Raw genomic sequence first — 14067 nt, 5'->3', positions numbered from 1 at the left:
TCAGTGCGCTGCGCCGATAAGTTCCAGCAGCTCCCGGGGCCGGTCCAGCGGCACGATGTGGCCGCAGTCCGCGATGAGGTGTCCCCGCAACCGGTCGGCGAACGGGGTGAGCTGCCGGTGCAGCACGTCGCCGACGGGGTGGGCGCCGATCGCGGTGACCGGCATGGTCAGCCGCCCCGGCAGTTCGGCGGCCAGCTGCGCCGTGCTGGTGTCCATCGCGCGGTAGTGCGCGAACGCGCAGCGCAGCGACTCCTCGCCGCGGTAGCCGGTCAGGAAGGCGTCGCGGAGGCCGGCCGGCAGCGCCCGCCCGCCGTGCAGCCCGTTGCGCCAGAAGAAGTCCAGGTACTCGCCCTCACGGCCGGCGACGACCCGTTCGGCGAGGCCGGGCACCGCGTGGAAGCCGAACCACCACGGCCTGGCGAAGCCTTCCGCGGGTGCGAGCGCGGCCTCCATCACGACCAGCCGGGACACCCGCGCGGGACGGCGCAGACCCAACAGCACCGCCGGGGGTACGCCGAGGTCGAGCGCGACCACCTCAGCGACCGGTACGGCCAGCGCGTCGAGCAGGGCGAGCGCGTCGTCGGCGAGCGTGCCCGCGTCGTAGCCGCCGCCGGCCCGGGTGGTGCCGCCGAGGCCGCGCAGGTCCGGCGCGATCACCAGGTGGGTGCGGGCCAGCCCCGGGATGATCTCGGACCAGACCTGCCAGGTGTGCGGGAAGCCGTGCAGCAGCAGGATCGCCGGCCCGTCCCCGGCGATCGCCACGTTGATCTCGATCCCGTTTGCCATGACTGTCCTGATCTCCGTCGACACGTGCCGCTCCTTGTCACCGTTGGTTACCTGGTAACCGTAGGAAAGGCTAGGGTGGGCACGGAAGACCGCACTTCCGCGAAAGGTGGTAACCCCGTGGTGCCTGCCCGCCGTGGCGACCTGTTCAACCCGGCCTGCCCGACCCGCCAGCTGCTCGACCGGATCGGCGGCAAATGGGTCGCCATGATCGTGAAGGTGCTTGCCGAGAACGACCCGCAGGAGCTCGGCTTCGCGGAACTCGAACGCCGCGTCCCCGGCGTCTCGCACAAGATGCTCTCCCAGACGCTCCGCGCGCTCACCGCCGACGGCCTGGTCACCCGCCGCGTCGAACCGTCAGTCCCACCCCGCGTCCACTACCGGCTCACCGCGCTCGGCCTCTCCCTCGACGAGCCGCTCGCCGCCCTGCGCGACTGGGCCGAGCGCCACATGCCCGCAATCAACGACGCCGCCGGGCGGGCCTCCGGCTGACGCGCGAGTGCACGTAGTGTGCCCTCGTGGACGGCATCGGTCTGACGCTTGCCGGCGTGATGCTTGTGGCGCCGCCGCTGACGGTTCTGGCCGTGCGCGGCCCGGTGGCGCCGGACCGGCCGCTGCGACTCGCGCATCCCGGGCTCTGGCTGGCGCTTGTGGTGGCCGCATGCCTTGTCAATCAGGTGTTGTGCACGGTCTACCTGATCCGGGTGCACGGTGGTGACCCGTCGTTCATCGCGGACCGGCTGCCGGCCGGGTGGTTCGCACTTGCCGACGACAACCGGGCGGTGCGCGCGCTCGCGGACGTCTTCCCGGCCCCGCGGCTGCTGGCGCCGACGGTGCTGCGCGTGCAGGCGGTGCTTGAGCTGCCGTTCGTGCTGCTCGCCTATCTGCTTGTGGTCCGCATGTGGGATCGCCGTCTCTACCGGGCGCTGACCGGCCGGCCGGTGCTGATCGCGGCGGCCGTCACCTGGACCGTGACGTTCGGCGTGATCGAGTGGTCGCTGCCCAACCCGTACACGCTGCAGGATGTGGTGTTGCGGTTGATCTCCTGTGTGGTCACGGTGCCGCTGCTGGCGCGTCTCGGCCGGGCGACCCCGGCGCCGGAGCCTGTCGAGCGGGATGCGGTGGATCTGGTGCTGTTCGGGGTGAGTGCGGCGGCGTTGGGCTGGCTGGTGCTGGCCGTCTACGACACGCTGCTGCTCTACAACCTCGGGCATGCCGCCGCGCAGCTGCCCGGCTGCCTGGTCGCCGGCATCGTGCTGGGGCTCGCCCGGTTCGTGGCGGTGCGACGCACCTCGCCTGCCGCTCCCGGCCCCGGCATCGACACGCTCGGCACCGGGCTGGGCTGGTTCCTCGCGCTGTTCTTCGCGCCCGCGCTGACCATCCGGTACGCGCTGGGCCTCGATGGACGGCTGTTCGCGCTGGCCGCCGCCCTGCTGATCGTCGTCGCCACGATCGTGTTGACCTTCCTGGAGGTGGATGCGCGGCTGCCCCGGCCACTGCGTGCCGCGTGGCTCGGGCAGGTCGTGGGCGCCGGAATCGCGGGTGTGGGCGCCGCGGTGCTGGCCCGGCTCGCGTCCGCCGCCTACCCGGAGGTGAAACTGCTGCTCGCCGCCGGATTCCTCCTCGCGGCCGTGACAGTGGTCTGTGCCGCCACCGATCCGGTGCTCCGGCGCTTGAGTGTCCGATAAGGCCGGTCCGCAGATTCGGGGGCCACATATCCACGGCGGGCAGTATTAGAATCCGTCAATGCGCAGTCGTGTCCTGGCGATTCTCGTGCTCGTGCTGGCCCTCCTCGTCCCCGGAACCGCGGCGTCCGCCCGCGCTGCCGTACCCTCGGATGATCTTGTTGCTCGGCTGACCGCGATCCCCGGGCTGAGCATCGTGTCGGAGAGCGCGCCGGCCGGCTACCGGTTCTTCGTGCTCAGCTACCGGCAGCCCGCCGACCATCGGCACCCCGGCGGCGGCAGCTTCGCACAGCGGCTCACGCTGCTGCACAGGTCGGCGGACGCGCCTGTCGTGCTTGCCACCGGTGGTTACGGCCTGGCCGCCACGCCCGGGCCGTCGCGCACCGAGCCGACCACGCTGCTTGACGCAAACCAGGTCTCGGTCGAGCACCGCTTCTTCACGCCGTCCCGCCCGTCGCCCGCGGACTGGGACGATCTGACCATCTGGCAGGAGGCGACGGACGAGCACCGGATCGTCCAGGCGCTCAGGACGATCTACACAGGTAAGTGGATCCAGACCGGCGCGAGCAAGGGCGGCATGACCTCGGTCTACCACCGCCGCTTCTACCCGGATGACGTGGACGGCGTGGTCGCCTACGTCGCGCCGAACGACACCGTCAACGAGCTGGACGGCGCCTACGACAGGTTCTTCGCCACAGTCGCGGACGCACCCTGCCGCCGCGCGCTTGACGACGTGCAGCGGGAGGCGCTGAAACGCCGCGACCGGCTGGTGCCGCTGCTCGAGGCGGAGGGCCTGACGTTCGCGCGCACGCTCGGCACCGCCGACCGGTCGTTCGAGCTGACGGTTCTCGACACGGTCTGGACGTTCTGGCAGTACTCGTCCGTCGCCGACTGCGCGGGCGTGCCCGCCACGACCGCCACCGACCAGGAGCTCTACGACTGGATCGACGGCGTCGTCGGCTGGTCGTTCTACACGGACGAGGGCCTCGAGTACTACTGGCCCTACTACTACCAGGCCGCCACCCAGCTCGGCTGGCCCAGCCTGCGCTTCGCACACCTGCACGGCCTCACCCGCTACCCCGGCCTCTACAGTGCGCCCTCGGCCCTTCCCCGTGAACTCCGGGCCCCGCACCAGCCGCTTCCGATGATCGACGTGGACCTGTGGGTGCGCACCCAGGCCCCACGGATGCTCTTCATCTACGGCCAGAACGACCCGTGGAGCGCCGAACGCTTCACCCCCAGCCGCCGCGACTCCCACCTCTTCGTCGCCCCCGGTGCCAACCACGGCGCCAACATCTCCCGCCTCACCCCCGCCGACGCCGCCACGGCCACCGCCACTCTCCGCCGCTGGGCCGCTCTACCCGCGGCAGCCACGCCGGACGCCACCTCCCGCCTGGCGCCCCTGCCCTTCGACGACATGCTCCCGGACCGCCGGGAGCGCACGGCTGACCACAGTAAGCGGGCTCCGCTCAGTCGAAGGTGAGCACGAACCGTCGTTGCCACGGCGTCTCCACCGCGCGGTGTGAATAGTTGGCGCGCACGTAGTCGACCGCCTGATGGCCGGGGACGCCGTCCAGCACGGCCAGGCAGGCCAGCGCGGTGCCGGTGCGGCCGACACCCCCGTAACAGGCGATCTCCACCCGCTCGGATCGGGCCCGCAGCAGCACGTGTGTCAGGGCTTCCCGTAAAGCGCCACGATCGGACGGCAGCCAGAAGTCCCGCCACCGGATCCAGGTACTCTCCCAGGCGACCGCCGGGGCCGGCTTGCCGAGCAGGTAGACGCCGAGATGCGGATCCGGGCCCACCGGGATGGGCTTCCGCAGGCCGCGTCCCCGTACGAGCACGCCTGAGGGAAGGCGCATGACGCCGTCCGCCGTGGCGTCCCAGGGCTGTGCCGGGCCGGTCACCGGCTCTGCCGTTCGATGCCGCGCCGGACCAGGGTGCGGATGCCGGGGAGGGTTATCGCCCGGATCGTGGCGTCGTTCAGCCACACGTGGAAGTGGCTCGGTGGCGCGTACTGATGCATGCCGCGACGGGCAAGCGCCTGCCGTTTGACGACCTCGGGCCGCAGCCCGGCCTCCCACTGGGCCAAGGCGGATTCGATGTCGTGCCCGTGCCGGTGCAGGGCGGCGCCGAGTTGGTCCGCGCCGGCCAGTGCCAGGGCTGCGCCGTGCCCGGCGAACAGGGTGACGCACCAGGCCGCGTCGCCCAGCAGTACGGTGCGGCCGAGGCTCCACGGCCGGACGTCGATCTGGGTCGTCTGATCGAAATACGCTTGAGCCGGATCGGCTCGCAGCTGGCGCAGGGCCTCGGGCACACCCCCGGCCACGTCGGCGAAGGCCGCGCCGAGCGCCTCCACCGGCCCGCGCTCGAGTTCCCGGGCCGGGTCGGCGTTCCGGTAGGTGAAGAAGGCCGAGGAGCGGTCCGGGCCCAGGTTGACGAGCGCCGCGGTGCGGCCGGGGCCGATGAAAGTGGTGGCCGACGAATCGGCCACCGCCGTCACCGGACGGGAGAGCGGGAACGCGGCCACCAGGTAGGGCAGATCGACGCGATGCCCGGAACCGAACATCGCCGTCCGGGTCGCAGAGTGGACACCGTCGGCGCCGATGAGCAGGTCAACCTCTTCGGTAGTGCCGTCGCTGAGGGCGACCCTCACGCGGTCGGCGTCCTGGCTGCTCGTGGCGACGGTGGTGGCGAAACGGATCTCGGCGTGCTCTCGCACCGCTTCGAACAGAACCTTCTCCAGATCGCCGCGGAACACGGTCATGGTGCGCGGACCCAGCGTGGCCTCGGCGACGGCAGCGGGCACCGTGAACTTGGGCCGGCCGTCGGCCCGCACCAGCACGCTTGGGAACGCGCCGATTGCGCTCTCGGTGAGCGCGGGGATCAGTCCGTACCGCTCGGCGGCGTCATAACCGGCGCCGAGCAGGTTGACCAGGTATCCGCTGCTGCGCCGGGTCGCGGCGCGCTCCACCACCAGGACGCGCCAGCCGTCGCGGGTCAGGCGCAGGGCGGTGGCCAGACCGGCGATGCCGGCGCCAACGATCACTGCTTGTTTCATCTTCGCTCCCAACGACCAGAATGAGCATCTGCTCAAACTAGTATGAGCAGATGCTCATCCAAAGTGCAATCCGGGTTAAGCTGCGGGCATGCCACGCGGAGTCGCCATCACCGAGCCTCGTCAGCACCTGTTCGCCGCGGCCGAACGCGTGGTCGTCGCGTCCGGGCCGCGACAGCTCACCAGCCGGGCGGTGACCCGGGAGGCCGGCGTCGCGACCGGGTTGCTGTTCGCCCACTTCACCGGCTTCGACGACTTCCTGGTCGGCTACGCCGTCGACCGCAGCTTCCAGATCGCCGGCGCCGCGGCCGCGCTCGCCGGCCGTGCGGGCACCGGCACGGTCGCCGAGAACCTGTGCGCGACGGTCCTGGCCACTCCGCTCGTCACGCTGCTGACGATCAGCCGGCTCACCGCCTGGCGGCCGGAGCTGACCGCCGAGGTCGAGGCCGTGCTGGGCCACGGCAGCGCGCCGCTGCCGGCCCTCGAACGTGCTGTCACGGCCTACCTGACCGCCGAGCAGGAACGTCTGCCCGCGGGCGTCGACGCGGAAGCCCTGGCCCTGGCCGTGGTCGGCATCGTCCACCATCTCGCCCTCACCGCCGGGACCTCGTCGGAGGCGGCCGGCCGCATCCGCCGCGCCATCGCCGCCCTCGTCGAGATCCGGTCGGCCACCACGTCATGACCGGCCAGGCCCGGCCCGTCAGCCCGGACCCGGTTCCGCCATCAGGAAGGCGAAGACCCGCGGGTGGGTTCGGCCCGGCCACGGCGGGACCGCGGCCCGCGGGAGCGTGCGGGTCGCGGCCGCCCGCAGAGTGGGAAGAAGGATTGTGGCTGTGAAAGCCGTGGGCGCGAACGCTTGCCTCTCACGTCAACGTCAGCTTTTAGGCTCGCATCGTCCACTTGGAACGGTGTGGGGAGCGTGTGATGACGGCAGGGATGTCGCGGCGGCGGGTGCTGGGTGCGGGTGTGGGGATCGGCGCGGGGATCGCGGCGGGGGTTGTCGGCGGCGGGGTCGCGCAGGCGGCTGACGCGGGCCGGGCGGTGGCGATCACCGGGGCCACGGTGATCGACGGGACCGGGAGCGGGCCGCGGCGGGATGTCACGGTGCTTGTGCGCGGGGAGCGGATCGCCGCGATCGGGAGTGCACGCGAGGTGCGGGTGCCGGCGGACGCGGAGGTGGTGGACGGGCGCGGGAAGTTCGTGGTGCCGGGCTTCGTCGACGCGCACGTGCACGGCAGCGGGCAGGAGCAGATCGACCTGCCGCTGTTCCTGGCCAACGGCGTCACCACGGTACGGGACATGAACGGCCAGCCACTGCTCTACGGGTGGCGGGACCGGATCGAGGCGGGCACGCTGGCCGGCCCGCGAATGGTGGTCGCCAGCCCGATCGTGGACGGTGACCCGTCGCTGCTGGCCGGCCTCGGCTCGCCGTACGTCGAGGTCGCGGACGCGCGGGAGGCCCGGGCGGCGGTACGCGCGGCGGTGGCCGGGGGAGCGGACTTCATCAAGGTCTACGTGCGGCTCACGCCGGAGGCCTACCACGCCATCGCGGACGAGTGCCGCACGCTCGGCGTCACATTCGTCGGCCACACGCCGGACGCGATCCCGCTGGCCGAGGCGAGTGCGGCGGGCCAGCGGAGCTTCGAGCACATCTACACGGGCTGGTTCGACACCGCAGGCGCGGAGACCGAGATCCGCCGCAGGCTCGCCGGGATCAGTGTCGGCGCGGGCGAGTACAACAGCTGGTTCCAGCAGACGCATCCGCTTGAGGTGCTTGCCGCGCGCACGTTCGACCCGGTCCGCGCGCGTGCGGTGTTCGGGCGGCTGGCCGCGGACGGCGCACACCAGGTGCCCACGCTCACCCAGCACCGCGTGTTCGACCTGCCCGAGTCCGTGACCGAGCACGACGACCGGCTGCGCTACCTGCCCGCGGCCACCCGCGACGGCTGGCAGGCCCAGCTGGAGCAGATCTATCTGGCCGGTCGCACGCCGCAGGAGGAGGCCGAGCACCGGGAGCTGTTCCGGGCGCGGATGCGCTGGACCGGTGCCGCCCACCGGGCCGGCGTGCCGGTGCTCGCCGGCACGGACACCGGCACCGCGTTCGTCTACCCCGGTTTCAGCCTGCACGACGAGCTGGCGAACCTGGTCGAGGCCGGTCTCAGCCCGATGCGCGCCCTCCGGGCGGGAACCAGCGCGCCCGCGCGTTTCCTTCACAAACCCGACGTGGGTACGGTCCGGCGTACCGCGATCGCCGACCTGGCCGTCCTCGACGCCGATCCGCTCGCCGACATCCGCAACACCAGGCGCATCCACGCGGTGGTGGTGCGCGGCCGGCTGATCGACGCGGACCACCGCGAGCGGATGCTTGACGACGTCGAGGCCGCCGCGTCCGGCGGCGCGCTCCCCGCCCGCCTGGCCGGATGCGCGTGCACGCCTGTGTAGCCGCTCAGCCGCGGTGGAGTATCGGCCCGGCTGGGCCGTCCCTGCCATTGGGCGCGCAGTGTGGGCGGTGATCAGCAGGTGCAGCTCCGACTCCGGCGCTGGACGGCATCCGGAAAATCGTTTGACGGCACCGATAATCTGATCCTCCGTATCTCTTGAGGTGCGAGGGGGCCCTGCCCTCTCGTCCTTCAGGAGTCGTCATGCGCCGGGCGCCAGCCCTCCCCTTCCTCCTCGTCACGGTCTTCCTCGACATGCTCGGTCTCGGCCTGGTCGTGCCGATCATGCCGTCGCTGCTGACCACCGTCACCGCGGACGCCGCGTCCGCGGTCCTCTGGTCCGGGCTGCTCGGCTCGACCTACGGCCTGTTGCAGTTCGTCGTGTCGCCGCTGCTCGGACGCGTCTCCGACAGGTACGGCCGCCGCCCGGTCCTGCTCGCCTCGCTGGGCTGCCTCGGCGTCGACTGGCTCGCCCACGCGATCACGGCCGGGCCCGGGCCGCTGCTGGTCTTCCACGCCCTCGCGGGCGCGTGCGCCGGCACCGGCACCGTGATCAACGCCTATATCGCGGACACCACGGAACCGGACGGGCGGGCTCGCGCGTACGGGCTTGTGGGCGCCGCGTCCGGCCTGGGCTTCGTGGCCGGGCCCGCGCTCGGCGGCCTGCTCGGCGGCGTCGACGTGCGGCTGCCGTTCGTCGCCGCGGCCGGGCTCTGCTTCCTCAACGTCGCGTACGGCTGGCTGATCCTGCCGGAGTCCCGTGCCGGCGACCGCACCACGCCGCTCACGCTCCGCACCGCGAACCCGGTCGGCGCGATCGTGGTCGTGCTGCGCAGGCCGGTGCTCGGGCGGCTCGCCTGGGCCCGGCTGTGCGCGGACATCGGCCGGATGACGTACCAGTCGACGTGGACGTTCTTCCTGACCTGCCAGTTCGCCTGGAGCACGACCCGCATCGGCGTGGTGATGGCGGTGTTCGCGCTGGCCGGGGCGGTCTTCCAGACCTGGGCCGTCGCGCCGATCGTCCGGCTGCTCGGGGACAGGCGGGCCGCCGTGCTCGGCACGCTGCTCAGCGGCGCCGTGCTGGCCGGGACCGCGTTCGCCTCCGTACCGTGGATGCTCTATGCCCTTCAGGCACTCGGTGTTCTCGCCGCGGTGGGCGCCGCCGCCGACCGGTCCTGGGTGTCACGCACCACAGGCGCGGACGAGCAGGGAACCGTGCAGGGCGCGCTGACCGGTCTCGGCGCCACGGCGGAGACGGCGGTGCCACTCGCGGCCGGCGTGGTGTTCGGATGGTCGCTTACCCATGCGTTCCCGGGCCTGGTCTTCGCGGGCGCCGCCGCGATCACCGTCCTGGCCGCGATCCTGCTGGCCACCACGCCGGAGGAGCAACGCATGTCATAGGGCATCATCGGAGGATGACCTCCGGACGGATCATCCTCGAGGAGGTGGCGTTTCCGGGCGGGCAGCACTGTGAGACGACCACGCTCGGGGCGCTGCTGCGGCATGAAGGGCTCGATCTGTCCGAGTCGATGCTGTTCGGGCTCGGTGAAGGGCTCGGCTTCGTCTACTGGGACGCGAAGAACCTTGACTTCCCGTTCCTGGGCGGGCGGACGAAGCCGGCGACGATCACCCGTACCGTGGCGGCTCGTCTGGGGTTGACGCTCGACGTGCGGGAGACTGCGTCGCCGCGGAAGGCCTGGCAGAACGTGACCGAGGCGCTTGCCGCCGGGCGCCCGGCGGGCCTGCAACTGCCGCTTGCCGCCTCGCTGATGGAACGCGGTGGCACCGGCGGCTCGCTGTTCCGCGCCCTGTACCGCGACTTCCTCACCGAGTGCGCCACGCTCGTCGGCGACGACAACCTTCGCGAGGGCGGGCGGCGGTACGCCGAGATCGCGCCACTGTGGACCGAGGTCGCCGGCCACCTCACCACTGCTGGCGAGACCGGCGACCACATCCACCTGACCCGGGCCTCAGCAACGTTGACGCAGCTCGCCGCCCTCGAACGCGCTGCGATGCAGACCCTGGCCGCGCTCTAACGCCCGATCTCGTCCAGCGCCGCGAGATCGTCGGCCGACAGCGCGAGCCCGGCGCCCGCAACGTTCTCCCGCAGGTGCGCCACCGACGACGTGCCCGGGATCAGCAGGATGTTCGGCGACCGCTGCAACAGCCAGGCGAGCGCCACGGACATCGGCGTGGCCCCGAGCCGCTCCGCCACCGCGGACAGCGCGGACGACTGCAGCGGGCTGAACCCGCCGAGCGGGAAGAACGGCACGTAGGCGACGCCCTGCGCGGCCAGCGAGTCGATCAGCTCGTCGTCGGCCCGGTACGCGAGGTTGTACATGTTCTGCACGCACACGATCGGCGCGATCGCCTGTGCCTCACGGACCTGCTCCGCAGTCGCGTTGCTCACCCCGAGGTGCCGGATCAGCCCCTGTTTCTGCAGGTCGGCGAGCATCTCGAAGGCGGTCTCGACAGACTCGGCCACCGGGCCCTCCGAGTTGCCGAGCCGCAGGTTGACCAGGTCGAGCGTGTCCAGCCCGAGCGTCTCCAGGTTCTCGTGCACAGCCCGGCGCAGGCTCTCCGGGTCCCGGGCCGGCGGCCAGCCGCCCTGCGCGTCCCGGGTCGCGCCGACCTTTGTCGCGATGTGAAGCGACGCCTGATACGGGTGCAGCGCCTCCTTGATCAGTTCGTTCGTGACGCGCGGGCCGTACGCGTCCGCGGTGTCGATGTGCGTGATGCCGAGCGCGACCGCCTCACGGAGCACGGCGAGCGCGCCCTCGTGATCGGCCGGCGGCCCCATCACCCACGGCCCGGCCAGCTGCATGGCGCCGTAGCCGAACCGGGTGACGGTCAGGTCGCCAAGCGTCCAGGTGCCGCCGGGAAGTGACGTCGTGGCCATGCTCTTACCTCATGATCTGTGCTGACGGATGTTCCGCTTCACTATCGTGGGGTAACTTCCTGGCGGGAAGTAGGCACTTCCAGGTGCGTTAGGCACCCGGGCACGAGGAGCAGCGCATGGCGACGATGACCGCGGCACAGAAGAAGGCCCAGGCCAAGGCGGAGTACGACGCGTTCCTGGCGCAGTGCCCGAGCCGCAAACTGCTCGATCGGCTCTCGGACAAATGGGTCATCCTGGTGCTGTCCGCGCTCGGCAGCGACGGCGCCGACCGCTTCGGCGGCGACTGCTCCGGCGAACCCCGCGCGATGCGCTACTCCGAGCTGTCCCGCCTGCTGGCCGGCGTCAGCCAGAAGATGCTCACCCAGACGCTGCGCTCGCTCGAACGCGACGGCCTGATCACCCGCACCGCCGCGCCGACCGTCCCGGTCACCGTCACCTACGCGCTCACCGACCTCGGCATCTCCCTGCATCAGACGATCCGCGGCCTCAAGGCCTGGGCGCAGAACCACATGGACGACGTGCTCACCAACCGCGAAATCTACGACAAAATCTAAATATGCCGATTTAATCGCGCATCACCACCCGAGGCCTCCCGGCGACACCGGTCGTCGCCCAGGGGCTCCTCCCTGCCGGGTCCGTGGTCGCACGATCCAAAACCGCTACGGACCGACATTTCTTGGTCGTGCTGTCGAAATCAGGGGTTGCCGCTCGTCTTACTGCGAATCTGGACGACGAGGAGGCAGTGATGAAGTACGTCATGCTCATTTTTCAGGGCCCGGCGCTCGAACGGCAGGCCGCGCTCCCGCCTGAGGAGCAGAAGCAGGTCTACGCCGACTACCGGGCGCTGAACGAGACGCCCGGGGTCACGCCGATGCCGCCGCTTGGCGCGGCCGAGAACGCGACCACCGTACGGGTCGAGGGCGGCAGGACGCTGACCACGGACGGGCCGTTCGTCGGGATGAAGGAGGCGGTCGGCGGCGCGTTCATCCTCGAGGCCGACGACCTCGACGCGGCCATCGAGGTGGCGGCGCGCGTGCCCGCGGCCCGATACGGCGGGGCCGTCGAGATCCGGCCGTCGGAAGTGTATTGGTAACGGAGGCCGGCGGGGTCTTCCGCGACGAGTGGGGGCGCGTGCTTGCCACCCTCGTCGGCGTCCTCGGCGACTTCGACCTCGCCGAGGACGCCGCGCAGGAGGCGTTCGCAATCGCCGCCGGACGCTGGCCGCGGGACGGGGTGCCGGACAACCCACGTGCCTGGCTGATCCGCACGGCGCGTAACCGTGCCGTGGACCGCCTCCGCCGCGATCAGGGGTTGACGGCCAGGCTCGGGCTGCTCGCCGCGCAACTGCCCGTCGTCGTGCCTGAGGAGGTCGAGGTGGCCCGGTTCCCGGACGAGCGCCTGGAGTTGATCTTCACCTGCTGTCACCCGGCGCTCGCCATCGAGGCGCAGGTCGCGCTCACCCTGCGTACCCTCGGGGGATTGACGACTGACGAGATCGCTCGGGCACTGCTCGTTCCGGAGCGGACCATGGCGCAGCGGCTGGTCCGGGCCAAACGCAAGATCAAGGCGGCGGGGATCCCGTTTCGGATTCCACCTGGCCATCTGCTCCAGGAGCGGCTCGACGCCGTACTCACAGTGGTGTATTTGATCTTCAATGAGGGGTACGGCGGTCGCGACGAACTCGCGGCCGAGGCGATCTGGCTGGGACGTGCGCTGACCGAGCTGCTGCCCCGCGAGCCCGAGGTCCGCGGCCTGCTGGCCATCATGCTCCTGCACGACTCCCGCCGCGGGACCCGGTTCGACGGCGGTGACCTGGTGCTGCTCGAAGACCAGGACCCGGCCCGGTGGGACGCCGCGCAGATCGCTCAGGGCCGTGCCGAACTGGACCGGGCGATAGCGCTCGGCGGCCGCGGGCCCTACGTCGTGCAGGGCGCGATCGCCTCCCTGCACGCGGAGGCGCCGTGCGACTGGGCGCAGATCGCCGCGCTCTACGGCGAGCTGTCCCGCCTGACCGCCTCGCCGGTCGTGGAGCTGAACCGCGCCATCGCCGTCGCCGAGACCGACGGGCCGGCGGCAGGCCTGCGCATCGTCGACGGACTCGGCCTGCACGACTTCCGCTACCTGCACTCCACCCGGGCCGAACTGCTGCGCCGGCTCGGGCGCACGGACGAGGCGCTCACCGCCTACCGCCGCGCGCGGGACCTCACCGACGACGGCCCTGAACGACGCTTCCTCGAACGCCGGCTGACGGAACTCGCCGGCTGACGGAACTCGCCGGCTGACCGAGCTCGCCGGTTGCCGAGCTCGCCGGCTGACCGAACTCGCGGGCTGACGGAACTCGCGGGCTGACGGATCACCTACAGCCGGGCCGGGTCCAGGACGCGCGCCATCAGCGCGGCGCTCTGCCGCCGGGTCGCGAACCGGCTCATCATCACGGTCAGCCGGTTGATGCGCCCGTCGACGACGCTCGGACCCGGGTTCCGGCGTTCCAGATGGGCAAGCGCGGTGGCCACGACGTCGTCGGCCGCGCGGGTCTTCCCGGAGATCAGCACGCGGGCGCCCGTACCCATGCCGGTGGTGAATTCTGTTCTGGTGGCGCCCGGGCTGACCGCGAAGACGGTGAGGCCGCTGCCGCGCAACTCCGCCCAGAGCGACTCGGTGAAGCTCAGCACGAACGCCTTCGCCGCGCTGTAGACCGCCATCCGGGGCGAGGGAACATAGGCGGAGGCGCCCGCGACGTTGAGGATGAACCCGTTCCCGGCGCGCAGCAGGTCCGGCAGGAACGCGGCAGTGACCTGTACCGGCGCCGCCACGTCCACGGCGATCTCGGTGGCGAGGCGGCCCGCGTCCGCGTCCGCGAACAACGCGAACGTGCCGACCGCCTCATTGTTGATCACGCTGGTGATCGCGATGCCCCGCTCGGTGACGATCCGGTGAAGCGCGGCACCGGCCGCCGGGTCCGCGAGGTCGAACGGGATCGTGTCGACCCTTACCCCGTGCGTGCGGTGCAGCTCGTCCGCAATCGCGGTCAGCTGGTCGGCGCGTCGGGCGACGAGCACCAGGTTGGCGCCGCGCGACGCCAGCGCGGTGGCGAACGCGGCCCCGATCCCGGCACTGGCACCGGTGAGCAGAACTGTCTGTGAGCGGTAGTCGATAGTCACGAGCACCACTCAACAGCGCCCCGAAGCGGCCGTCCAAGACCTG

General features: G+C 71.5%; 15 protein-coding genes. 10 read left to right on the top strand and 5 right to left on the bottom strand.

Annotated features, from left to right (window positions below):
* Positions 1-810: an alpha/beta fold hydrolase gene (locus ACIA8K_RS23400; protein ID WP_396062590.1), complete on the bottom strand. Its 810-nt coding sequence runs from the start codon at positions 808-810 to the stop codon at positions 1-3.
* Positions 811-903: 93 nt separating this feature from the next.
* Here ACIA8K_RS23400 and ACIA8K_RS23395 point away from each other — a divergent pair, with 93 nt between their 5' ends.
* From ACIA8K_RS23395 to ACIA8K_RS23385, 3 genes are read left to right on the top strand one after another with little or no spacing between them, the layout of a single operon-like run.
* Positions 904-1275: a winged helix-turn-helix transcriptional regulator gene (locus tag ACIA8K_RS23395; protein ID WP_396062588.1), complete on the top strand. Its 372-nt coding sequence runs from the start codon at positions 904-906 to the stop codon at positions 1273-1275.
* Between the two features lie 26 nt (positions 1276-1301).
* Positions 1302-2471 carry a hypothetical protein gene (locus ACIA8K_RS23390; RefSeq protein ID WP_396062586.1) on the top strand — a complete coding sequence of 390 codons (1170 nt, stop codon included), beginning with the start codon at positions 1302-1304 and terminating at the stop codon, positions 2469-2471.
* Positions 2472-2529: 58 nt separating this feature from the next.
* Complete coding sequence (locus ACIA8K_RS23385) at positions 2530-3951, top strand: S28 family serine protease (RefSeq protein WP_396062584.1); 1422 nt, start codon at positions 2530-2532, stop codon at positions 3949-3951.
* Here ACIA8K_RS23385 and ACIA8K_RS23380 read toward each other — a convergent pair.
* Both ACIA8K_RS23380 and ACIA8K_RS23375 read right to left on the bottom strand, forming a co-directional pair.
* Positions 3938-4375 (bottom strand): protein-tyrosine phosphatase family protein, encoded by a 438-nt coding sequence (locus ACIA8K_RS23380; protein WP_396062582.1) that lies wholly within the window; start codon positions 4373-4375, stop codon positions 3938-3940. The genes ACIA8K_RS23385 and ACIA8K_RS23380 overlap by 14 nt on opposite strands.
* The gene (locus tag ACIA8K_RS23375) at positions 4372-5529 is read right to left on the bottom strand and encodes an FAD-dependent oxidoreductase (RefSeq protein ID WP_396062580.1); all 1158 of its coding nucleotides are present in this window, start codon (positions 5527-5529) and stop codon (positions 4372-4374) included. Before ACIA8K_RS23375 ends, ACIA8K_RS23380 begins: the two co-directional genes overlap by 4 nt.
* Positions 5530-5617: 88 nt before the next feature.
* Here ACIA8K_RS23375 and ACIA8K_RS23370 point away from each other — a divergent pair, with 88 nt between their 5' ends.
* From ACIA8K_RS23370 to ACIA8K_RS23355, 4 genes are all read left to right on the top strand, one after another.
* Positions 5618-6208, top strand: a complete 591-nt coding sequence (locus ACIA8K_RS23370; RefSeq protein ID WP_396062578.1) for a TetR family transcriptional regulator — start codon at positions 5618-5620, stop codon at positions 6206-6208.
* Positions 6209-6450: 242 nt separating this feature from the next.
* On the top strand, positions 6451-7968 hold the full coding sequence (locus tag ACIA8K_RS23365; protein ID WP_396062576.1) for an amidohydrolase family protein: 1518 nt from the start codon (positions 6451-6453) through the stop codon (positions 7966-7968).
* A gap of 200 nt (positions 7969-8168) precedes the next feature.
* Complete coding sequence (locus ACIA8K_RS23360) at positions 8169-9365, top strand: MFS transporter (protein WP_396062574.1); 1197 nt, start codon at positions 8169-8171, stop codon at positions 9363-9365.
* A 14-nt stretch (positions 9366-9379) separates the two neighbouring features.
* A complete protein-coding gene (locus ACIA8K_RS23355; protein ID WP_396062572.1) occupies positions 9380-10000 on the top strand; it encodes a BtrH N-terminal domain-containing protein in 621 nt (206 codons plus the stop codon).
* Here ACIA8K_RS23355 and ACIA8K_RS23350 read toward each other — a convergent pair.
* Complete coding sequence (locus tag ACIA8K_RS23350; protein ID WP_396062570.1) at positions 9997-10863, bottom strand: aldo/keto reductase family oxidoreductase; 867 nt, start codon at positions 10861-10863, stop codon at positions 9997-9999. The genes ACIA8K_RS23355 and ACIA8K_RS23350 overlap by 4 nt on opposite strands.
* Before the next feature lie 116 nt (positions 10864-10979).
* Here ACIA8K_RS23350 and ACIA8K_RS23345 point away from each other — a divergent pair, with 116 nt between their 5' ends.
* The 3 genes from ACIA8K_RS23345 to ACIA8K_RS23335 all read left to right on the top strand — a co-directional run bounded on the left by ACIA8K_RS23345 (position 10980) and on the right by ACIA8K_RS23335 (position 13128).
* Positions 10980-11417: a winged helix-turn-helix transcriptional regulator gene (locus ACIA8K_RS23345; protein WP_396062568.1), complete on the top strand. Its 438-nt coding sequence runs from the start codon at positions 10980-10982 to the stop codon at positions 11415-11417.
* A gap of 191 nt (positions 11418-11608) precedes the next feature.
* Positions 11609-11956, top strand: coding sequence for a YciI family protein (locus ACIA8K_RS23340; protein WP_396062566.1), 348 nt, complete (start codon positions 11609-11611; stop codon positions 11954-11956).
* 38 nt (positions 11957-11994) lie between these two features.
* A complete protein-coding gene (locus tag ACIA8K_RS23335; protein ID WP_396062564.1) occupies positions 11995-13128 on the top strand; it encodes an RNA polymerase sigma factor in 1134 nt (377 codons plus the stop codon).
* A 92-nt stretch (positions 13129-13220) separates the two neighbouring features.
* On the opposite strand, the gene ACIA8K_RS23330 is transcribed toward ACIA8K_RS23335, so the two are convergent.
* Positions 13221-14024 (bottom strand): SDR family NAD(P)-dependent oxidoreductase, encoded by an 804-nt coding sequence (locus ACIA8K_RS23330; protein ID WP_396062562.1) that lies wholly within the window; start codon positions 14022-14024, stop codon positions 13221-13223.
* Between the last annotated feature and the right edge of the window lie 43 nt (positions 14025-14067).

Origin of the sequence: Catenuloplanes sp. NPDC051500, assembly GCF_044454585.1 — a bacterium.
Taxonomy (GTDB): Bacteria; Actinomycetota; Actinomycetes; order Mycobacteriales; family Micromonosporaceae; genus Catenuloplanes.
Note: the sequence above shows the minus strand (reverse complement) of the source record. Positions and strands in the feature narration are given on the sequence as shown.